The sequence below is a fragment of the Pusillimonas noertemannii genome, from assembly GCF_003096595.1.
GTDB lineage: Bacteria > Pseudomonadota > Gammaproteobacteria > Burkholderiales > Burkholderiaceae_B > Pusillimonas > Pusillimonas noertemannii.
Genome location: NZ_QEKO01000002.1, coordinates 452402 through 473906, shown reverse-complemented (window position 1 = coordinate 473906; position 21505 = coordinate 452402). Strand labels below are relative to the sequence as shown.

Below are 21505 nucleotides of genomic sequence, written 5' to 3'. Positions count from 1 at the left end.
CGGCCCTCGGCAAATAGCCGAGGGCCGGCCCAGCGTCCGTACCCGCAATGGCAACCCGCAATCCGCTGCAGAGGCTCCAGATGCCGCAATACCGTTCCCGCACTTCGACCCATGGCCGCAACATGGCCGGCGCGCGCGCGCTTTGGCGCGCCACCGGCATGAAAGACGACGACTTCAACAAACCCATCATCGCCGTGGTCAATTCCTTCACCCAGTTCGTGCCCGGCCACGTCCACCTGAAGGATCTCGGCCAGCTCGTGGCGCGCCAGATCGAAGCCGCGGGCGGGGTTGCCAAAGAATTCAACACCATCGCGGTCGACGACGGCATCGCCATGGGGCATGGCGGCATGCTGTATTCGCTGCCCTCGCGCGAACTCATCGCCGACTCCGTCGAGTACATGGTCAATGCGCACTGCGCCGACGCCATGGTGTGCATCTCCAATTGCGACAAGATCACTCCGGGAATGCTGATGGCCGCCATGCGCCTGAATATTCCCGTGGTCTTCGTGTCGGGCGGCCCCATGGAGGCCGGCAAGGTCATCGACACCGGCACCAAGAAGGTGCTGATGAAACTCGACCTGGTCGACGCCATGGTCAAGGCGGCCGACGTCCAGGTCAGCGACGCCGAGGTCGAGACCATCGAGCGCAGCGCCTGTCCCACCTGCGGATCATGCTCGGGCATGTTCACCGCCAACTCCATGAACTGCCTTACCGAGGCCCTTGGGCTGGCCCTGCCGGGCAACGGCTCGCTGCTGGCCACCCATGCGCGCCGCAAGTCGCTGTTCGAGAACGCCGGCAAGCTGGCCGTCGAGCTGTGCAAGCGCTATTACGAACAGGACGACGCCTCGGTATTGCCGCGCAGCATCGCCACCGTGCAGGCCTTTGAAAACGCCATGGCCCTCGACGTTGCCATGGGCGGCTCCACCAACACCGTGCTGCACTTGCTGGCCGCCGCCCAAGAGGCCGGCGTCGACTTCACCATGTCCGATATCGACCGTATTTCGCGCCGTGTCCCCTGCCTGAGCAAGGTGGCGCCCGCCACCGACAAATACCACATGGAAGACGTCCATCGCGCCGGCGGCATCTTCGGCATTCTGGGCGAGCTGGCCCGCGCCGGCCTGCTCAACCTCGACGTGGGCAACGTTCACAGCGGCACCCTGCGCCAGGCCATCGACCGCTGGGATGTCAACAGCGGCCACGCCTCGGCCGAGGTGCTGGACTTCTACCGCGCCGCGCCGGGCGGGGTGCCCACCCAGGTGGCATTCAGCCAGGACCGCTACTACGACACGCTCGATGTCGACCGCCAGGGCGGCTGCGTGCGTTCGCGCGAGCATGCCTATTCGCAGGACGGCGGCCTGGCCGTGCTGTACGGCAACCTGGCGCCCAAGGGCTGCATCGTCAAGACGGCGGGCGTGGACGAAAGCATACTGACCTTCACCGGCACGGCGCGCGTCTACGAAAGCCAGGAATCCGCCGTCGAGGGCATATTGGGCGGCGAGGTCAAGGCAGGCCACGTGGTCATCATCCGCTACGAGGGCCCCAAGGGCGGCCCGGGCATGCAGGAAATGCTCTATCCCACTTCTTATCTCAAGTCCATGGGCCTGGGCGCAAGCTCCGCGCTGCTGACCGACGGCCGCTTTTCAGGCGGCTCTTCGGGCCTGGTCATCGGCCACGCTTCGCCCGAAGCGGCCGAAGGCGGCAACATCGGCCTGGTCAACGACGGCGACACCATCGAAATCGACATCCCCAATCGCCGCATCCACCTGGCCATCAGCGAGCAAGAGCTCGCCGGCCGGCGCGCCGCGATGGAAGCGCGCGGCGACAAGGCCTGGCAGCCGGTCGATCGCGAACGCTACGTATCGCAGGCCCTGCAGGCCTATGCCGCTCTGGCGACATCAGCCGACCGCGGCGCGGTGCGCGACGTCAGCCAGCTGCGCGGGCGCTAGCGTCAACAGGCCTAGGTTCGCAATGGCCGGCGCATGCCCCTGACACTGCTGAACATTGTTTTACCCGTGGCGGCCATAGCCGTCCTGGGTTTTTTGTTCGGCAGGCGGCAGGCTCGCCGGCCGGACATGGACTTCATCAATCACGCCAACGTGATGGTGTTTTGCCCGGCACTGGTGTTCTCGGCCTTGTTCGACAACCCCGTCGACCTGGCGCACAGCTGGCCCCTGGTTGCGGCAGGAATCCTGATCATCGTCGTGCCTGGCCTGCTGCTGGCTCTGGTTCCCCAGCGGCAACTGGCCCGTAGGGCCTTCCTGGTGTCGGGCATGTTCCGGAACACCGGCAATGTCGGCATTCCCTTGATGATGCTGGCGTATGGCAAGCACCTGATGGGCGACATCGTGGTGCTGTTCGTACTGTCGAATCTGCTGCATTTTTCGCTGGGGCTGTTCTTGCTGTCGCGCGCCAGCAGCCGCTGGATGTGGCTGCGCAACCCGAACGTATGGGCGGCCGTACTGGGCGTGTGCCTGGCGCCGTATCGCCAAAGCTTCCCCTCGTTTTTCGCCACCCTTGTCGATATGCTGGGGCAGATCGCCATTCCGCTGATGCTGTTCTCGCTGGGCGTCAGGCTGTCGCAAGATCGTATCGAGAACATGGGCCTGGCGTTGCGCATCAACCTGCTTTATCTGCTGGCCGGACTGCTGACCTTGCCCATCGTCTTGTGGCTTTTGCCCCTGACGCCCGAATGGTCGCGTCTGGTGGTGCTGTCGGTTTTGCTGCCCCCCGCGGTGCTCAACTACCTATTGTGCGAACAATACCGCGCCGACCCCCGCATCGTCGCCAACGTGGTGTTGCTGGGTAATGTGATGTCGCTCGCCACCATACCGCTGGTCGTGTGGGCTACCCTGGTGTGGTGGTAACACGCCTGGGCGTCACCATGGGCAATGCCGCTGCGGCCCTGGCCCACTGAAGCAGCAAGCAGAGCGCATGCGCGGCATCGCCGCCCTTGCGCTCTGCTTGCTGTGGTGACAAACTGCCCTTTTGCACCAGGAGACCGCCATGCCAGAAGAAAAGCGCCGCCTGCGCTCGGCCCATATCACGCAAGGGGCTGAACGCGCGCCCAACCGGTCCATGTATTACGCCCTGGGCTACACCGAAGAAGACTTCTCCAAGCCCATGGTGGGCGTGGCCAACGGCCACAGCACCATCACACCCTGCAACAGCGGGCTGCAGAAGCTGGCCGACGCAGCCATTGCGGCCATTTCGGCCGGCGGCGGCAATGCCCAGGTGTTCGGCACGCCCACCATCTCCGACGGCATGGCCATGGGCACCGAGGGCATGAAGTATTCCCTGGTTTCGCGCGAAGTCATCGCCGACTGCGTCGAAACCTGCGTGCAGGGGCAGTGGATGGACGGCGTGCTGGTCATCGGCGGCTGCGACAAGAACATGCCCGGCGGCATGATGGGCATGCTGCGCGCCAACGTGCCGGGCATCTATGTGTATGGCGGCACCATCCTGCCGGGCAGGCTCGACGGCAAAGACCTGAACATCGTCAGCGTGTTCGAGGCCGTGGGCGAAAACGCAGCAGGCCGGCTCAGCAACCAGGAGCTCAAGCGCATCGAGCTTCACGCCATACCCGGCCCAGGCTCCTGTGGCGGCATGTATACCGCCAACACCATGAGCTCGGCCTTCGAGGCCATGGGCATGAGCCTGCCTTACTCGTCGACCATGGCCAATGTGCACGACGAAAAGGCCGCTTCGGCCGCCGAATCGGCGCGGGTGCTGCTGCAGGCCATCAAGAACGACCTCAAGGCGCGCGACATCGTCACGCGCGAATCCATTGAAAACGCCGTCAGCGTCATCATGGCCATCGGCGGCTCCACCAATGCCGTGCTTCACTTCCTGGCCATCGCCCACGCCGCGGGCGTGCGCTGGACCATCGACGATTTCGAGCGCGTGCGTAAAAAAGTGCCCGTGCTGTGCGACCTGAAGCCCAGCGGCCACTACCTGGCGGTAGACTTCCATCGCGCCGGCGGCGTGCCCATGGTCATGAAGCTGCTGCTCGACGCCGGCCTGCTGCACGGCGACTGCATGACGATTACCGGCCAAACTGTGGCCCAGCAGCTGGAAGGCCTGCCGGACAAACCCTCTGAAGACCAAAGCGTCATCCGCACAATCGACAAGGCCCTGTACGCCCAGGGCCACCTTGCCATCCTCAAGGGCAACCTTTCCACAGAAGGCTGCGTTGCCAAGATCACCGGCCTGAAAACCCCCGTCATGACCGGCCCCGCGCGGGTCTTCAACGACGAACAGTCCGCGCTGGCCGCCATTCTGCATGGCAGCATCAAGGCCGGCGACATCATGGTGCTGCGCTATCTCGGCCCCAAGGGCGGGCCCGGCATGCCAGAAATGCTGGCCCCCACCAGCGCTCTCATCGGCGCCGGCCTGGGCGATTCCGTCGGCCTCATCACCGACGGCCGCTTCTCGGGCGGAACCTGGGGCATGGTGGTGGGCCACGTCGCCCCCGAGGCCGCGGTGGGCGGCTGCATCGCCCTGGTCGAAGAAGGCGATTCCATCACCATCGACGCACACCAGCAGCTGCTGCAGCTGAACGTGCCCGACGAAGAACTGGCCCGCCGCCGAGAACACTGGACCCCGCCCCAGCCCCGCTACACCCGGGGCGTACAAGCCAAGTTCGCGTTCAATTGTTCCAGTGCCAGCACCGGCGCGGTGTTGGATAATTTCTGATTTTCAATCGATTGATAAAAAGTCGGCGGACTATATAACTCGCGGAACGAAGTACCGAGCGTCGCTTCACGCTAAAGTCGAGGGCCCGTGGCGGTGCACCTTTTTCAGTCCGTCCAGCATGCGCCGAATTTCTCTGGGTCGGTCGGGGGCTTTCGGCGACAGCCTGTCTGAATCCCGAGACGCGTAGCGGCGAGGTTGAGTTCTGCCGCCGCCCGACCAACCCAGAGAAATTCGGGAAGCCCGAAGGGCCGCATGATGCGGACTGGAAAAGGTGCACCGCCACGGGCCCGGGTTAAGAACACCTCGTGCGGACCGACGCGTAAGGTTCAGCCGGACAGGTAGTTCTTTGGCGACCCACGCCCGGGTCAAGAACTCAAAATGCATTTCCCTGGGTAGATCCAGGAAACATCACGTCGCCCGCACCGGCGCGCCGGCCGTTGGCGCCGAAGGCCGGCTGCGATAAAACAGGTAAGCCACAATCCCCAGGTTCAACAAATTCCACCCAATGCAAAACACAAACGCCATGAAGTAAGAATGCGTCGCGTCATAAACCTTGCCCGGCAGCCAGCCCCCAAGCGCCATCCCCAGCATCGTCGCCATGATCACCGTGCCCACCCGGGCCCCCGCCTCGCGCGGCGAAAAATACTCGCGCACAATAATCGCATACGTGGGAACAATACCCCCCTGGAACAGCCCGAACATCGCTGAAACCACATACAGCGACACCAGCCCCCTCGTCGGCAGGAACATGAACAGCGCAATCATCTGCAGAAACGACGTAAGCAGCAGCGTTCGCAAGCCTCCGATGCGGTCGCACACCGCCCCGAAGAACAGCCGGCTGGCAATGCCGCAGGCAAGCATCAGCGAAAGCATCTCGGCGCCCCGCGCCGGGCTGAAGCCCAGGTCCATGCAGTAGGCCACAATGTGCACCTGGGGCATCGCCATAGCTACGCAGCAGGCGACCCCCGCGATGCTGAGCAGCAGTTGGGCCCGTCCCGGCGACATCCCGAAGGGGCGGTCGCTGGCCGCCGCCGCCCGGGCCAGGTGACGTGGGCGGTTCTTGCCCTGCGGAACGCCGCCATGGTCCTTTGGCGGAGGCGCGCGCATCAGCATCGCCAGCCCCGCCATGGTGACCAGGCTGAACAGGCCCAGGTAGACATAGGTTTGGCGCCAGCCGACTTCCTGCACGAAGTGCTGCACAATGGGTGGCGCGATGGTGCCGCTTAAGTAGTTGCCGCTGGCCGCCACGGCCACGGCCAGGCCCCGATAGCGCACGAACCACAATGAAGTATCGGCCACCAGGGGCGCAAAGGCGCAAGCCCCGCCCAGCGCGCCCAGAAGCAGGCCGTGCAGCGCAATGAAAACCCAGATGTTGCCGGCCATGGCCGACAAAATATACCCCGACCCCAGGCCTACCGCGCCCACCAGCAGGGGTGCCGTGACACCGTGGCGGTCGGAGAGATAACCCATGAGTATGCCGCCCAGCCCAAAGCCCACCATCATGATGGTGTAGGGCAGAGAAGCCACCCCGCGCCCCGAGTTGAAATCAGCCTGTACGGCGGGCAGCACGACGGCCATGATATACATGCCGGTCGTGCCTATGGTCATCAGGGCCAGGGTAACGAGCAGGCGCATGACGGCCTGCCGCGAATCGGGAAGCGAGGGACGAGGGCTGGAGAGTGTTTCGCGGGCCACGGAGGCGCCTTGTTAAACGGCCCGGGGCGGCCACGCAGTCCGAAGGGATTTGCGTGCCGCCCCAGGCCGGCTGGGTGGAAAGGCCTAGTGTCCTGTTTGGCTAATTTGCATAAGCACACAATTAACCAAACAGAACACTAGAACGGATAGTGGCGCGGGGTGGTCTGGATGGAGATCCAGCGCAGCTCGGTGAACTCGTGTATGCCCGCCTTGCCGCCGAAACGGCCGAAGCCGCTGCCCTTGACGCCGCCGAACGGCATTTGCGCCTCGTCGTGGACGGTGGGGCCGTTGACGTGGCATATGCCCGACTGTATGCGCGCCGCCACCTGCCACGCGCGGGAAGAGTCTTTGCCGAACACGGCTGCCGACAGGCCGTAGTCATTGTCGTTGGCCACGGCAATGGCTTCTTCGACGCCGTTGACCCGCACGATGCCCTTGACCGGCCCGAACGATTCATCGCTGTAGATTTTCATGTCGGGCGTGACGTGGTCGATAAGCGTGGCGGGGATCAGCGTGTTTTCGGCCTTGCCGCCGCAAAGCAGCTTGCCTCCCTTGGCCAGCGCGTCGTCGATAAGGGCGTTGCAGCGTTCGACCGTTGCCATGTCGACCACCGAACCCAGCACGACCGGCCCTTGGCGAGGGTCGCCCAGGGGCAGGCCCTTGGCCTTTTCGGTAAGGCGAGAGACGAAGTCGTCGGCGACTTTCTGGTCGACGACGATGCGCTCGGTGGACATGCAGATCTGGCCGGAATTGGCGAAAGCGCCGAAGGCCGCGGCATTGACGGCGTCGTCGAGGTCGGCGTCGTCGAGCACGACCAGCGGCGCCTTGCCGCCCAGTTCAAGCACCGAGGGCTTGAGGTATTTGGCGCAAGTGCCGGCAATGATTCTGCCCACGCGGGTGGAGCCGGTGAAGTTGACCCGGCGCACGGCCGGGTGGGCGATGATGGCCTCGACGATTTCGCCGGCGTCGGCGGGGGCATTGGTGATGAAGTTGACCACGCCTTCGGGGAAGCCGGCCTCATTGAGCGCCTCGATGATGAGGCCATGGGTGGCCGGGCAGATTTCAGAGCCCTTGAGAATGACGGTGTTGCCGCAGGCCAGCGGGGTGGCGATGGCGCGCACGCCCAGGATGACGGGTGCATTCCAGGGCGCCATGCCCAGCACGACGCCGGCCGGCTGGCGCACGCCCATGGAAAGGCTGCCCGGAACATCAGAAGGGATGACCTCGCCATGGATCTGCGTGGTAAGCGAGCCGGCCTCGACCAGCATGTTGGCGGCCAGCTGCACGTTGAAGCCCGCCCACATGGCCGAGGCGCCGGTTTCGTTTGCCACGGCCTCGATGAAGGCCTGTTCTTTGGCCTTGAGCGCCTGGCCCGCCTTGATGAGCAGGCCACGGCGCTCGGTCGGGCCCATGGCCGCCCAGGCCGGGAAGGCCTTGGACGCCGCTTCGACGGCCGCCACCGCATCTTCGGCCGTGGCGGCGGGCGCCGTGGTGGCTACCTTGCCGTCGAGCGGGTTGCGGCGCTCGAACGTGGCGCCGTTGCTTGCCGCTTTCTGCTGGCCGTTGATGAGCATGGAGATCGATGACATTTTTTCCTCCAGGAAATGTGTGGTTTGAGGCAAGCATAACCCATGGTGGGCCCGGAGGGTCAGCCGCCCATTATGTGGCGTTCGCGTATCAGTTTGCCGAAGCGCTCGGCATCGTCGACCGCCTTCTGGCCGAACTCCTCCGGCGTCATGGAGGCTGGTTCAGAGCCCATGACGGCAAGGGTTTCCTTGAACTTGTCGGAGTTCACGATCTTGTTGATTTCGGCGTTCATCTTCTTGATGATCTCGGGCGGCGTGCCGGCCGGAGCGTAGAAGCCGAAGTAGGTGTCGGCGTCGAAGTCGGTCAGGCCCGCTTCGTGCAGAGTGGGCACGTCGGGGAAGCGGCTGGAGCGGTGCATGCTGCCGATGGCCAGCAGCTTGAGCTTGCCGGCCTCGACGCTGGAAAGGCCTATGCCCGGATCGAACATGAAGTCGATCTGGCCGCCCAGCAAGTCGCGCATGGCCGGCGCCGCGCCCCGATAGGGGATATGCACCGCGTCGACGCCCGCCTTTTCCTTGAAGAGCTCGCCCGCCAGGTGCGGCGAAGAGCCGTTGCCCGGCGAACCGTAATTGAGCTTGCCCGGATTCTTCTTGAGATAGTCGATGAATTCCTGCACGTTGTTGACGGGGACGTCGGGCTTGGTCTCGAGGTAGACGATCACCCGCGCGGCCGCCGCCACGGGTTCGAGGTCTTTCTTGGGGTCGAAGGTCATGTTGTCGTAGATGAGCGGGTTGATCGACACCATGCCGCCCGAGGACATCAGGAAGGTATAGCCGTCGGGAGCGGCCTTGGCGGCCGCGTCGCCGCCGATGTTGCCGCCCGCCCCCGCCTTGTTTTCGACCACGAACGACTGTCCCAGCGTTTCGCTGAGCGGCTGGGTGATGGCGCGCGCGATCTTGTCGGCCGCGCCGCCCGGCGGGAAGTTGACGATGACGGTGACCGGCTTGCTGGGCCATTGCTGGGCCGGCGCCGGGGCGGGAGCCAGCGCCAGTACGGTCGTGGCCAGGGCGGCCAGCGTCAGGCCGCGTCCGAGCAAGTGGCGTCTGCGTGGGGAATAGGCTGTTTTCATGCTTGTCTCCGTGTGGTTATAGATATTGCGGCCGCTGTGGGTGAACGGCCCGAGCTGAAAAAGCGTTTCTTCTAAGGGCCCGGAAGCCGCAGGCTGCGGCCCCCGGGGTAACTAGGCCACCCGAACCTCGACCAGGATGGGCCCTTTGGATTGCAAGGCGGATTTCAATGTGTCGGCCAGCAGGGCGGGGTCTTCGACCCGCAAGGCTTCGCATCCGTGTCCCTTGGCCAGCGCGACGAAATCGAGGCCGGGCAGTTCGGATCCTTGCAGGTGCTCGCCCGGCTTGAAGCCGAAGGTATGGGCGAACTCTTGCAGGGCGGCATAGCGCTGGTTGTTGATGATGATGAAAGTGATGGGCAGTTGAAGCTGAACGGCGTTCCACAGGGCCTGGATGGAATACATGCTTGAGCCGTCGCCGACCAGGCCGATGACGCGCTTGCCGGGCATGCCCAGGGCCACGCCCACGGTGGCGGCCAGGCCATAGCCCAGCCCGCCGCTGGCCATGGTGTAGAAGGTTTCGCTTTGGTAGATGGGCATGTAGCGGTGCATGACCGGGCGGGCGCTGGGCGATTCTTCGACGATGACGGTGTCGGGTGCGCGCACTTCGTCGAGTGTTTGCAGCAGGTAGGCCACCGGCATGGGGGAAGAGGGCTCGGCGCGCGGCGCCTTTTGCCGCAGGGGCGGAGCGGGCCGCTTCGGCGGGCTCGAGGCCTGCAGCAGGGCCGAGATACCCGCCCGTACCCCACATACCATGGCCGTGCCTACGGGCGCCCAGGCGGCAATGGCCGGGTCGTCGATGACTTGCGCCAGGCTGGCGCCCGCCGGCAGGTGGGGGCCTTCGCCTTCGATGTGGTAGGTGAAGGCGGGCGCGCCCAGAACCAGTATGGCGTCGTGGCCGCCCAGAGAGCCGACGATCTTGGCGCGTTCGGCGGGCAGGTAGCCGGCAAAGAGGGGGTGGTCGCCCGGAAAGCCGCAGCGAGCCGACATGGGGGCGATCCACACGCGGGCATTGTGCCGCTCGGCCAATTGCACGGTTTCATTCCAGGCGCCGTCGCGGTCTACGCCCGTGCCCACCACAAAGGCGGGCCGCTCGCAGTGGTTGAGCATCTCGGCCACCTGGGCAAGGATCTCGGGCTGTGGCCAGGCGGTGGTGCTGACCGTGCGCGGCTGCAGATAGTCGCAGGGCCGGTTCCAGTCGTCGGAAGGTATGGACACCAGCACCGGCCCGCAGGGCGCCTGGGTTGCCATGTAGTAGGCGCGCGCGATCGCCTGGGGCACGTCTTCGGCGCGGGCGGGTTCGACGCTGTACTTTACGTAGGGCATGGCCAGGTGAGTGGGGTCGGACGACGACAGAAAGGGGTCGTAGGGCAGGATGGAGCGAGCCTGCTGGCCGGCCGAGATGACCAGGGGCGTGGCATTTTTGTAGGCGGTGAATATCGCGCCCATGGCGTTGCCCACGCCTGCCGCCGAATGCAGGTTGACGAAGGCGGCCTTGCGCGTGGCCTGGGCATAGCCGTCGGCCATGCCCACCACCACGGCCTCTTGCAGGCCCAACTGGTAGCTGAAGTCGTCGGGAAAATCGAGGAAAAGCGCCAGTTCGGTGGAACCCGGGTTGCCGAAAATGGTGGTCATGCCGAAAGAGCGCAGAAGGTCGAGCACGGCGTCGCGCACGGTGGGGCGGGCGGTGTCCGCGGCCGCGGTGGCGCGAAGGGAGGACGGCTGGCCTGACATAGGGGGTGATTCCTTGATGTGCGTTGCAGGTGTTGCCGGGTGTCGACCGGCTGCTTGTTGATTATGTGGCCTGGACATTCATAATCCAATAAGATAAAAATAATATGGATTATTAGATAAATGAATATCAAGGATATCGACCTCAACCTGTTGCGGCTGTTCGATGCCATCTACCGAACCCGCAACGTCAGCCGGGCCGCCGAGGCGCTCGACATCAGCCAGCCCGCGGCCAGCCAGGGGCTTTCGCGCTTGCGCATGGTGCTCGACGACCCTCTTTTCGTGCGCCACGCGGCGGGCGTGCGGCCCACCCCGAGGGCCGACAGGCTGGCGGGAGTAGTGCGGCAGTCGCTGGGGGCGCTCGAGCTGGCCCTGACCGAGGCCGCTTCGTTCGACCCGGCGCAGTCGAGACGGGTGTTCCGCATACACATGAGCGACATCGGCGAAGGCCGCTTCCTGCCCGCCTTGCTGCAGGCGCTGCGCGAACGGGCTCCGGGCGTGCGCATCGATACGCGGCCCGTTGCCGCAACGGAGATCACCGATGCCCTGGACGACGCCCGCCTGGACTTCGCCTTCGGTTTCCTGCCTCAGGTTCGCGAAACGCGCCGCGTCAAGCTGTTCGACGACCGCTATATCGTCCTGCTGCGCAGCGGCAACCCCTTCCTGAAGCGCCGCAAGAACGAAGTGCCGCTGGAAGACCTGCGCGAACTCGAATTCGTCGCGGTGCGCACGCACAGGGAAACCCTGCGCATCCTTCATTTGCTGGGCCTGGAAGACCGGCTTCGGCTTACCACCGAGCATTTCGTGGTGCTGCCCGCCATCGTGCGGGCCACCGACCTGGGCGTGGTCATGCCGCGCAACATTGCGCGCACCTTTGCCCAGGAAGGGCCTTACGCCATCATCGAGCCTGCGTTTCCCCTGCGCGATTTCACCGTATCGCTGCACTGGAGCAAGCGGTTTGAGTCCGACCCGGCCATTCAGTGGTTCCGCGACCTGGTGGTCGAGGTTTTTGCCGACCCCGCAGACTAGGACCTGTCCACACCAATAGCTGAAAAGGCTGTCCTTTTATGTCGACAGGCTCTAGGCGCAGCGCGATTCGCAAGGCGGACTTGTCGGCGGGTTTTGTGGGCCTGCCGGCGCCCATAAGCCAATTGAGGGCGGTTTAACATTTGTTGACATTCTGGCGTGCGAACCGCCATGATTTCAAAGTTTTACTGCTTGATTTCAAAGGTGGTTCTAGCAATCTGGTCGCAAAATGAAACCAGACAATACTGTTTCATTGCTGGTTTACTACTGGTTCAGATGGCTGCGCTTCAGATTCTGCTGATCGACGATAATCCACACCAACTTCGCCCGCTGATCGAAGCGCTGAAGGAACAAGGTCACCGCCCCACCGTTGCCTACGACGGATCGGCGGGATACGCGCGCGCCGTGGCCATGCTGCCCGACGTCATCGTGCTCGAGAGCCAGCTTCCCAGAATGGACGGCCTGACGCTGGTGCGGATGCTGGCCGCCAATGCACAGACCGAACACATTCCCCTCATGTTTCTTTCCGAGTCGGCCGAACCGGCGATGCGCCTGGCGGGCTTGCGCGCGGGCGCGGTCGACTACATTGCCAAGCCTTTCGAGCCGGCTGAAGTCATTGAAAGAATCGACATCCATACACGGTTGGCGGCGGGCCAGAAGGGACCGGCAGCGGGCGGCGCGCGAGGCGGGCGGGCCGGCGCTGACAACGGCGGGGCGAACGCCGTAGACCCTGCTGCGCACCATGAGGCGGTAAAGGCGGCCGGCAGCGACCTCTACCACCATGACGACGTGCTGTTTCGCGCCATCCGGCGCATGGTCTTCGACGGAGTGGAGCACCCCCCGTCATTGGCGGAACTGGCTAGAAGCCTGGGTGTTTCGCAGCGCCGGATAGCATCGGTGGTCAAGTCGCAGACGGGCGGCAGCCTGTTCGAGCTGGTGCGCGGCAGGCGCATGAGCAAAGCGGCACGCCTGCTGGTCCGGACGGGGCTGCCCATTACCGACGTCGCGATCGAGACCGGCTACTCCAGCGCCGCCAACTTCACCACGGCCTTTCGCGACTATTTCGGGGTTACCCCGACCGCGTACCGAAGAAGCCACTCCTTCAAATAGGTAGCGCGACGCCCCCCTGCGGCGAAGAGGTTTGACGTTCGTCAAGAACGCCAACGGCCTTTTTGCTACGATCCATAGTGCGCCATGACCGCGCTTTCAAGGGAGGGGTATATGTTTTTCCATAATTCGACATTGCTGCTGCTGGCCGTGCTTGGAGTGATCTTCACCTTCATCGGCTTTGGCCTGCGCGATCGCAATCTGGGCCTCGTGCTTCTGGGGCTTGGCCTCCTGGCGATCGTTTACGCGGTCATTACCAAGGCGATCGAGCTTTTTGGCTGACGGCGGCTCAAAACCCGCCGCCTCTTGCGCAAGGCCGATTTTGAAGTCATTCCCCGCACGGCGCATGCCCCCTACTGGGAAGACCCTGACACCTTCAACGTCGTGCTGGAACACTTCCTCGATAGCGCCGGCTAGCATCCCGCTTGCGGGCGCAAGAACTGCTGGCGCTACCCGTTCCGCCCGCATTCTTAGGCGGAAATAATGGGTCAATTCCCTGAAATATCAGTGTTAACCCCAGTTTTTTTGGGTTTATGAATCTCAAAAAAAAGACTAATATCGAAAAATATACAGGAGTGGGAGGGCACGCTGATGCCCGCATATTCAATATTCAAACATCCTTCACAGGAGTAGAACCGTGCAAGCTCAGACCGAACCGGCGACCCATGTCGTCGACCAAGACAAAGTCACCCGCTATGGGTGGAAGGCCCTTGCCGGGTCGGCCGTTGGCTACGCCATGGACGGCTTCGACCTGCTGATTCTCGGCTTCATGCTGGCGGCCATCTCGGCCGAACTGATGCTGACCCCGAGCCAGGCCGGCTCGCTCGTTACCTGGACCCTGGTGGGCGCCGTGGCCGGCGGCATCATCTTCGGCTCGCTCAGCGACTACTACGGGCGCGTGCGGGTGCTTACCTGGACCATCGTGCTGTTCGCGGTCTTTACCGGGCTTTGCGCCTTTGCGCAAGGCTACTGGGACCTGCTCGTCTACCGCACCATCGCCGGGCTGGGCCTGGGGGGCGAGTTCGGCATCGGCATGGCGTTGGCCGCCGAGGCCTGGCCGGCCAAGCATCGCGCCCGGGTGTCTTCGTACGTGGCGCTGGGCTGGCAGGCGGGCGTGCTGGGCGCGGCGCTGCTCACGCCCTTGCTGCTGCCCCACATCGGCTGGCGCGGCATGTTCCTGGTGGGCATCATCCCCGCCCTTGTCGCCTGGTATATCCGCAACCGCCTGCACGAGCCCGAGGTCTTCGTGCGCAAGGCCAAGGAAAAGGGCTCGCTGGGCCGCTCGTTCAGGCTGCTGGTCAAAGACGCCGCCACCACCAAGATCAGCATAGGCATCATCATCCTGTGCGGCGTGCAGAACTTCGGCTACTTCGGCATCATGATCTGGATGCCCAGCTATTTGTCCACCGAACTGGGCTTTACCCTTACCAAGTCGGCCATGTGGACATCCGTCACCATCGTGGGCATGGCCATCGGCATCTGGGTGTTCGGACAGCTTGCCGACCGCATCGGCCGCAAGCCCAGCTTCATCATGTTCCAGGCTGGCGCCGTGGTCATGGTGCTGTACTACTCGCAGCTTACCGATCCCTCTACCATGCTGTGGGCCGGCGCCCTCATGGGTCTGTTCGTCAACGGCATGCTGGGCGGCTACGGGGCCCTTATTTCCGAGGCCTATCCCACCGAAGCCCGCGCCACGGCACAAAACGTGCTGTTCAATATCGGCCGCGGCATCGGCGGCTTCGGCCCCGTGGTGATCGGCGCGCTGGCCATGGCGTACTCGTTCCACGTCGCCATCGCCTTGCTGGCATCCATCTATGTCCTGGCCATGCTGGCCACCATATTCCTCATTCCCGAACTCAAGGGTGTGGAGCTGAAGTAATGTCGAAAGCAGTACGGGCGGCCCGGGCCGCCCACTCAGGAGAGGCGCAATGACGCAGGCAGAAGGTTTCCAGCGCAACGCCGAGAGCGTCGCCTCTCATCGCTGCGAAGTAGCCGAGCACCGTTGGGTCAACGACCGCTACAAATATCTTCGCCTGCGCGCGCCCGGCCCATTGGCCCGGGCGACGCGGGCGGGCCAGTTCTATCAGCTCAAGTGCCCCGTCAGCGACGACCTGCAGCCCTTCCTGCTAAGGCCCATGAGCGTCTACGGCATGGGCCCGCAGCCCGAGACCCTGGAGTTCCTGTACAACGTTACGGGACTGGGCACCCTGGCCATCTCCGATCTGGCCGTGGGCGACCATATGGATATCGTCGGCCCGCTGGGCAATACCTTTTTTCTTGGGCCGGAATTCAAGCGCATTATGGTGGTGGCGCGGGGCGTGGGGCTGGCCACCATGGCGCCGCTGGTGCAAATGGCGGCGGACCGGGGCATTGCCGTTACCGCCATCATGTCGGCGCGCGCGCCCAAAGACCTCATGCGCGACGAGTTCCTGCGCGGCGCCCCGGCCGATGTGCACTGTGTCTACGACAGCGACGGCTCGTCCGACGTCGACGCGGTCGAGGCGCTGGTACGCCGGCAGCTTGAGCAGCACAGCCACGACGCGGTCTATACCTGTGGCTCGCATCGCCTGCTGATGCTGTTGCAGCGGGTGCTGGCCGACTATCCCGACGTGCTTGGCCAGGTTGCCATGGAACAGCGCATGGCCTGCGGCATGGGTGTCTGTCTTTCCTGTGTGCGCCTGTTCGACACCGCCGAGGGCGACAAGCAGTTTCTGCGGGTCTGTCGCGAAGGGCCGGTTTTCTCTATACGCGACGTCGTCGGGGAGGTCGAATTTGGCTAAGCTCAATGTCAAGGTGGGCGACCTGAAGCTGCGCAATCCGGTCATGCCGGCGTCAGGCTGCTTCGCCATCGAATACTCCGAGGCGCTCGATTTCAATAATCTGGGGGCGCTGGTGATCAAAAGCGTGTCGCCCAAAAGCCGGGCCGGCAACCCCACGCCGCGCGTGGCCGAAACCCCCAGCGGCATGCTCAATTCCATCGGCATTCCCAGCAAGGGGCTCGACTACTACCGGCGCGAAGTGCTGCCGCCCTATACCCGCTACGACACGCCCGTGGTGGTTTCCATCTCGGCCGACACCGTCGACGAATTTGCGCAGGCCGTGGCCGAGATGTCGCTGCCCGAGGTGGCCGTGATCGAAGCCAATATCTCCTGCCCCAATCTCGAGGCGGACGGCATGGCCTTTGCCATGGACCCCGACACTACCTACAAGGCGGTCAGCGCGATAAGGCGCCATACCAGCCATCCGTTCTGGGCCAAGCTGACGCCCAACGCCTCCCATGTGGCCGTGGTGGCCAAGGCGGCCGAAGAGGCCGGCGCCGACGGCATCGTCATGGGCAACACCATGCTGGGCATGTCGATCGACGTGCGCACCCGCAAACCCAAGCTGGGCAACGTCATGGGCGGCCTGTCGGGGCCCGCGATCAAGCCGGTTGCGCTGCGCATGGTGCACCAGTGCTATCGCAGCGTGCACATTCCCATCATCGGCTGCGGCGGCATACGCTGCGCCGAGGACGCGGTCGAGTTCATGCTGGCCGGTGCCACGGCGGTGCAGGTGGGCACAGCCTCGTTCATCGACCCGGGGGTCATGCAGAAAATCATCGACGGCCTGCACGCCTACTGCGACGAAATGGGCGTCGAGCGCATCAGCGAGCTCACCGGCCAGGTCAAGCTCGACCGACAATTGACCGACCGCTGGCTGCGCTTCGCCCAGCAGTCGGGTTAGGGCCAAGTCGGAGAACACGATGGATCTCATGCAGTATCGCGAACTGGCCGAGCAAATCTTCAACGACGTCCGCGAGATGTCGTTCGACGGCGTGGGCGTTACCCGCGAAAGCTATGGTCAGGGCGAATCGGCGGCGGGCGACTACCTGACCCGGCTGGCCCAGGCCGAGGGCCTTGCGGTCGAGGCCGACCGGGCCGCCAATATTCTGTTCAGCCCCCCCGACCTTGCCGCCGATACGCCGGCGGTCTGGGTGGGTTCCCACATCGACTCAGTGCCCCAGGGCGGCAACTACGACGGGCTGGCGGGGGTGGTGGCCGGCCTGCTGTGCCTTATCGCACGCCAGCGCGAAGGCGGCGGCAAGGGGCCGCCGCTGCGGGTGGTTGCGTTTCGGGGCGAAGAAAGCGCCTGGTTCGGCAAGGCCTACATGGGTTCCAGCGCGCTGCTGGGCAAGCTCGGCCAGGCCGACCTCGATCTTACCCAGCGCAGCACGGGCGATACGCTGGCGCAATACATGGAGCGTGTCGGCGCCGACGTCCAGGCCATACGTGAACAAGAGGTCCTGGTCGACCTCGGGCACATTCTTGCCTATCTTGAATTGCACATCGAGCAGGGACCTGTCATGGTGGCGCGTGGCCTGCCCGTGGCGGTGGTGTCGGGCATCCGGGGCAATATCCGCCACAATCGCATCGAATGCCTGGGCGATGCCCAGCATTCCGGCGTCGTGCCCCGCTGGCTGCGCCACGATGCCATGTTCGCGGTGTCCGACCTTGTCATGCGGCTGGACGAGCATTGGCGCGTGCTGCTCGAGCGCGGCACCGATCTCGTGGTCACAGCAGGCATCGTGCAGACCGATCCGGCCGAACACTCCATTTCACGCATTCCGGGGCGGGTAAGCTTCAGCCTGGAGGCCCGCAGCAAAAGCACCGACACGCTCGAGGCTTTCTATCAGTTGATGCGCGCCGAATGTGCGGCGATCAGCCGCGAAAGAGGGGTGAAATTCGAATTCGACAGGCGCGTATTCAGCGAACCGGCTACTATGGACACCCAAATCTGCGATATTTTGTCCAAAGCTTGTGAACAGCGCGGCGTGCCCTACGAAGTGATTCCCAGTGGCGCGGGACACGACGCGTCGCTGTTTGCCAACGCCGGCATACCCAGCGGCATGCTGTTCGTGCGCAACCAGAACGGTTCCCATAACCCTCGCGAAGCAATGGAGATCGAAGATTTCATGTTGGGCGTACAGGTATTGGCCGACGCCCTGAACCAATTATCTTGAGGCTTATATGAGCGAGTTTCGCATCGAGCGCGACCTCCTGGGCGAGCGCGAAGTACCTATCGATGCCTATTATGGTGTGCACACCCTGCGCGCGTGCGAGAATTTCCAGATTACGGGCACATCGGTTTCCATCTTTCCCGAGCTGGTGGTGGCATTGGCCTCGGTCAAGCAGGCCGCGGCCCAGGCCAATACCGAGCTTGGCCTGCTGGCCACAAAAAAATGCGAGGCCATCGTTGCGGCATGCGAAGAGATCCGCGCCGGATCGCTGCACGACCAGTTCGTCGTGGACGTGATCCAGGGCGGCGCGGGCACGTCGACCAACATGAACGCCAACGAGGTCATCTGCAACCGCGCGCTCGAGCTCCTGGGGCATGAACGCGGCCAGTACAGGCATTTGCATCCCAACGAAGACGTCAACATGGCGCAAAGCACCAACGACGTCTACCCCACGGCGCTGCGCATCGCGGCGCTGTTTTCCATGGACAGCCTGCTGGCCGCCATGGAGCATCTGCGCGCGGCGTTTCATGCCAAGGCGCTGGAGTTCTCGCCCCTGCTAAAGATAGGCCGCACGCAATTGCAGGACGCGGTGCCCATGACCCTGGGACAAGAGTTTTCCACCTATGCGCTGATGCTCGAGGAAGACATCACAAGGCTGGACGAAGCCAAGCGCCTGATCAGTGAAATCAACCTGGGGGCGACGGCCATCGGCACGGGCATCACCGCCCATCCGGATTACGCGGGCAAGGCGCTTGCCGCCCTGAACCAGATTACCGGGCTGTCGCTGCATACCGCACCCAACCTGATCGAGGCCACCCAGGATTGCGGCGGTTTCGTGCAGTTGTCGGGTATCTTGAAGCGCATTGCCGTAAAGCTCTCTAAAACCTGCAACGACTTGCGCCTGCTGTCCAGCGGGCCGCGCTCGGGTTTTGGTGAAATCAACCTGCCGCCCATGCAGGCGGGGTCTTCCATCATGCCTGGCAAGGTCAATCCCGTCATCCCCGAAGTGGTCAACCAGATCGCCTTCGAGGTTATCGGCAATGACCTTACCGTTACCATGGCGGCCGAGGCGGGCCAGCTGCAGCTCAATGCCTTCGAGCCCATTATCGCCAACGCGCTGTTCCGCAGCTTCAAGCATCTTGCCAATGGCTGCACCACGCTCGCCGACCTGTGCGTCAAGGGCATCACGGCCAATCCCGACCGGCTCAAGAGCAATCTAGACCGATCGATCTCGCTGGTGACGGCGCTCAATCCCTTCATCGGGTACGAAGAGGCCACCGCGGTGGCGGCCGAGGCCTATGCCAATGGCACCAATGTGCGGGACGTCATCCTGCGCCGCCGGCTGATGACCGAAACCGAGCTCGATGACGCCCTGCGCCACGAGGTGCTGACGCAGCCGCGCGTGTACGAGCTGGTCAACCGCGCTCGGCATATTGATCCGCCCGAGGCGGGAGACGAAAACAGTTAGGCCATGAACGGCGGGTTCGCCGTTCCCGGAAAGTGGAGACATCGTGACCAAGCACTACACGCCCGATCCCGACTCGAAAGCCGTCGCGGCTGCATTGCTGGATGCAGGCTGTGTCACGGCGCGCACCGACGAGCCCTTTCGCCTGCCTTCGGGGTGGGCCAGTCCCGTCTATATCGACTGCCGCCGCCTCATCTCTTTTCCGGACCTGCGCCGCGACATCGTCAGGCGTGCGCAGGCTCTGCTTGCGGCCAAGGGCGCGCTGAAGGGCATTTCCTCGGTCGTTGGCGGCGAAGCCAGCGGCATCGCACTGGCGGCCTGGCTGGCCGAGGCGCTGAACCTGCCCATGCAGTACGTGCGCAAGAAGCAGGCGGGGCAGAGCCAGGTCGAAGGCGTGCTCGAACCGGGCTCCAAGGTGCTGCTGGTCGACGACATGATGGCGGGGGGGCAGTCCAAGCTGCGCTTCTGCCAGGCGCTGTCCGCCTGCGGCGCGCATGTCAGCGACTTGTTCATCGTTTTCGACTACGGCACTTTTCCCACCGATCAGTTGCTCGTCCCCCTGGGGGTCGAGGTTCATGCGCTGGCCACCTGGAAAGACGTGCTGGCCGTCGCGCGCGAGCGCGGCGATTTTTCCGGGCCGGTGCTGGACGAGCTGGCGGATTTCCTCGACGACCCGGCCGCGTGGTCGCGAGATCGCGGCGGACGCGCGTCATATGCCGAGGCAGGCCCTCCCAGATGAGCGCCACGCGTACGTTCAAGTCGACCATCGATTACGCGGCACTGGGCAACCGGCTCAGGGCCTATCGTGTCGGTGCGGGCTTGCAGGCCGAAGACGTGGCCGAGCGCCTGGGCGTGTCGCGCGCGGTGGTCTACCGCATGGAAAAGGGCGAGATCGTCAAGATCGAAATGCTCGAGCGCCTTGCCCACCTGCTCGATACATCGCTGGCATCGCTGCTTGGGGTCGAGGTCGAGTATTACTCGAACGCCATGGGGCTGTTCGAGCGGATGCGCCAGCTCGAGCAAAAGTCCGAGCGCATTTTTGCGCATTTCGAACCCGTTTCGCTGCTGCTCACGTCCGACCATTACCTGGAGCACATGCGGTCCATGCTGCTCGAGGCCACGCCGCGCGAAACAGGCGGCGTGCTCAAGCAGAAAGAGGTCGACGAGCTGATACGCCTGATCGCCGAGCGCAAAGAAGCATTCGAGCAGCGGAAACCCCATCTGATCAGCCTGGTGGGCCTGCGCGAGCTCGAACGTTTCCTGTACAACGGCCTGGTGGGCCGCATGGACCTGCCCGCGCGCACCCGCAAGGCGCGCCAGGCGGCGGCGCGAGCCGAAGTCGAGCACATGGCCGAGTTGATGGAAAGCGAGCCCCTGCACGTGCAGATTGCGCTGGTCGACGACACCATGCCCGCCTCGACCTTCCAGGTGTTCACCATGGGGCGCAGAAAGGCGCTGGCCGTCAGTCCGTTCAGGCTGGCCGAACTGCCCAATGTGCGCAACGGCATCGCCACCGTCACCGAGTCGCCTCAGGCGCTGCGGCTGTACGAGAACATGATCTCGAAGCTGTGGCGGCATGCCTACAAGGGCAAGGCGGGCGCCCGGCACCTTCGCCAGTTGCTGGCCGGATTTTAGTGTCCCATTCGAAAAAGGCTGTTGCAACCGTTTCAGGCGAGGCGGAACCCCCCTGCATCCGGCGCACAAGGCATTTTTGATTTAGCATACACAGATCGCCGCGGCTTGCCCGCTGCGGCCCAGGTTTTCAGTTTGTCTTGAAGCGGAGTCATCATCCAATGACGTTCAAAGAAATCACCGAGCGCTTTGCGCATTCCGAGTCGGGCAGCGACTCGTTCAAGCTCTTCTTCAAGGAGGCTTTCGAGCTCATGAAAGCCGATCCCGACAATGCCGGGCTGTACTTCGTCGTGGGGGTTGCCGCGCAAACCTACGTCATCAAGTACGAAGACCAGGCGGTCGATCCCGAGTTCGCCGATCGCGCCAAGGCCACGCTTGAAGGTTTCAACAGCCGCCTGCTTCAGGCGCTCGACATGGACCCTCTTGCGCGCCTGCGCGTACTCGGAGAAGTGGCGGTAGAGTATGAGTGGAAGGTGGATGCTTTCTGATATCTGGCACAGCCCGCCGG

At 63.9% G+C, this 21505-nt stretch carries 18 protein-coding genes; 14 read left to right on the top strand and 4 right to left on the bottom strand.

Annotation, left to right across the window (positions count from 1 at the left end):
* The first annotated feature begins 80 nt into the window (after positions 1-80).
* The 3 genes from ilvD (C7440_RS09375) to ilvD (C7440_RS09365) all read left to right on the top strand — a co-directional run bounded on the left by ilvD (C7440_RS09375) (position 81) and on the right by ilvD (C7440_RS09365) (position 4692).
* Positions 81-1946, top strand: a complete 1866-nt coding sequence (gene ilvD / locus C7440_RS09375) for a dihydroxy-acid dehydratase (protein ID WP_116518330.1) — start codon at positions 81-83, stop codon at positions 1944-1946.
* A 33-nt stretch (positions 1947-1979) separates the two neighbouring features.
* Entirely contained in the window at positions 1980-2864 is an 885-nt protein-coding gene (locus C7440_RS09370) for an AEC family transporter (protein WP_116518329.1), read from the top strand.
* A gap of 139 nt (positions 2865-3003) precedes the next feature.
* Positions 3004-4692, top strand: coding sequence for a dihydroxy-acid dehydratase (gene ilvD, locus C7440_RS09365; RefSeq protein ID WP_116518328.1), 1689 nt, complete (start codon positions 3004-3006; stop codon positions 4690-4692).
* Between the two features lie 408 nt (positions 4693-5100).
* On the opposite strand, the gene C7440_RS09360 is transcribed toward ilvD (C7440_RS09365), so the two are convergent.
* From C7440_RS09360 to mdlC, 4 genes are all read right to left on the bottom strand, one after another.
* Positions 5101-6387, bottom strand: a complete 1287-nt coding sequence (locus tag C7440_RS09360; protein ID WP_116518327.1) for an MFS transporter — start codon at positions 6385-6387, stop codon at positions 5101-5103.
* A 137-nt stretch (positions 6388-6524) separates the two neighbouring features.
* Entirely contained in the window at positions 6525-7976 is a 1452-nt protein-coding gene (locus tag C7440_RS09355) for an aldehyde dehydrogenase (RefSeq protein ID WP_116518326.1), read from the bottom strand.
* 59 nt (positions 7977-8035) lie between these two features.
* Entirely contained in the window at positions 8036-9043 is a 1008-nt protein-coding gene (locus tag C7440_RS09350) for a Bug family tripartite tricarboxylate transporter substrate binding protein (protein WP_243410875.1), read from the bottom strand.
* A 111-nt stretch (positions 9044-9154) separates the two neighbouring features.
* A complete protein-coding gene (mdlC, locus tag C7440_RS09345) occupies positions 9155-10774 on the bottom strand; it encodes a benzoylformate decarboxylase (protein ID WP_116518324.1) in 1620 nt (539 codons plus the stop codon).
* 120 nt (positions 10775-10894) lie between these two features.
* Here mdlC and C7440_RS09340 point away from each other — a divergent pair, with 120 nt between their 5' ends.
* The 11 genes from C7440_RS09340 to C7440_RS09295 all read left to right on the top strand — a co-directional run bounded on the left by C7440_RS09340 (position 10895) and on the right by C7440_RS09295 (position 21485).
* Positions 10895-11800 (top strand): LysR family transcriptional regulator, encoded by a 906-nt coding sequence (locus tag C7440_RS09340; protein ID WP_017522965.1) that lies wholly within the window; start codon positions 10895-10897, stop codon positions 11798-11800.
* Between the two features lie 273 nt (positions 11801-12073).
* Positions 12074-12907 carry a response regulator transcription factor gene (locus C7440_RS09335; protein ID WP_017522964.1) on the top strand — a complete coding sequence of 278 codons (834 nt, stop codon included), beginning with the start codon at positions 12074-12076 and terminating at the stop codon, positions 12905-12907.
* Between the two features lie 111 nt (positions 12908-13018).
* Positions 13019-13186: a hypothetical protein gene (locus C7440_RS19855; protein ID WP_165832517.1), complete on the top strand. Its 168-nt coding sequence runs from the start codon at positions 13019-13021 to the stop codon at positions 13184-13186.
* Positions 13187-13640: 454 nt separating this feature from the next.
* Complete coding sequence (locus C7440_RS09330) at positions 13641-14783, top strand: MFS transporter (RefSeq protein WP_040548189.1); 1143 nt, start codon at positions 13641-13643, stop codon at positions 14781-14783.
* Positions 14784-14832: 49 nt separating this feature from the next.
* Positions 14833-15684 carry a dihydroorotate dehydrogenase electron transfer subunit gene (locus C7440_RS09325; RefSeq protein WP_116518322.1) on the top strand — a complete coding sequence of 284 codons (852 nt, stop codon included), beginning with the start codon at positions 14833-14835 and terminating at the stop codon, positions 15682-15684.
* Positions 15677-16627 carry a dihydroorotate dehydrogenase gene (locus C7440_RS09320; RefSeq protein WP_017522951.1) on the top strand — a complete coding sequence of 317 codons (951 nt, stop codon included), beginning with the start codon at positions 15677-15679 and terminating at the stop codon, positions 16625-16627. The genes C7440_RS09325 and C7440_RS09320 overlap by 8 nt, the downstream gene beginning before the upstream one ends.
* Before the next feature lie 19 nt (positions 16628-16646).
* Positions 16647-17903, top strand: coding sequence for a hydantoinase/carbamoylase family amidase (locus C7440_RS09315; RefSeq protein ID WP_017522950.1), 1257 nt, complete (start codon positions 16647-16649; stop codon positions 17901-17903).
* Between the two features lie 7 nt (positions 17904-17910).
* Entirely contained in the window at positions 17911-19368 is a 1458-nt protein-coding gene (locus C7440_RS09310) for an aspartate ammonia-lyase (RefSeq protein ID WP_017522949.1), read from the top strand.
* Positions 19369-19411: 43 nt separating this feature from the next.
* Positions 19412-20104: an orotate phosphoribosyltransferase gene (locus C7440_RS09305; RefSeq protein ID WP_116518321.1), complete on the top strand. Its 693-nt coding sequence runs from the start codon at positions 19412-19414 to the stop codon at positions 20102-20104.
* Positions 20101-21000: a helix-turn-helix domain-containing protein gene (locus tag C7440_RS09300; protein WP_116518320.1), complete on the top strand. Its 900-nt coding sequence runs from the start codon at positions 20101-20103 to the stop codon at positions 20998-21000. Before C7440_RS09305 ends, C7440_RS09300 begins: the two co-directional genes overlap by 4 nt.
* Before the next feature lie 158 nt (positions 21001-21158).
* On the top strand, positions 21159-21485 hold the full coding sequence (locus C7440_RS09295; RefSeq protein WP_017522946.1) for a hypothetical protein: 327 nt from the start codon (positions 21159-21161) through the stop codon (positions 21483-21485).
* The last annotated feature ends 20 nt before the right edge of the window (positions 21486-21505 follow it).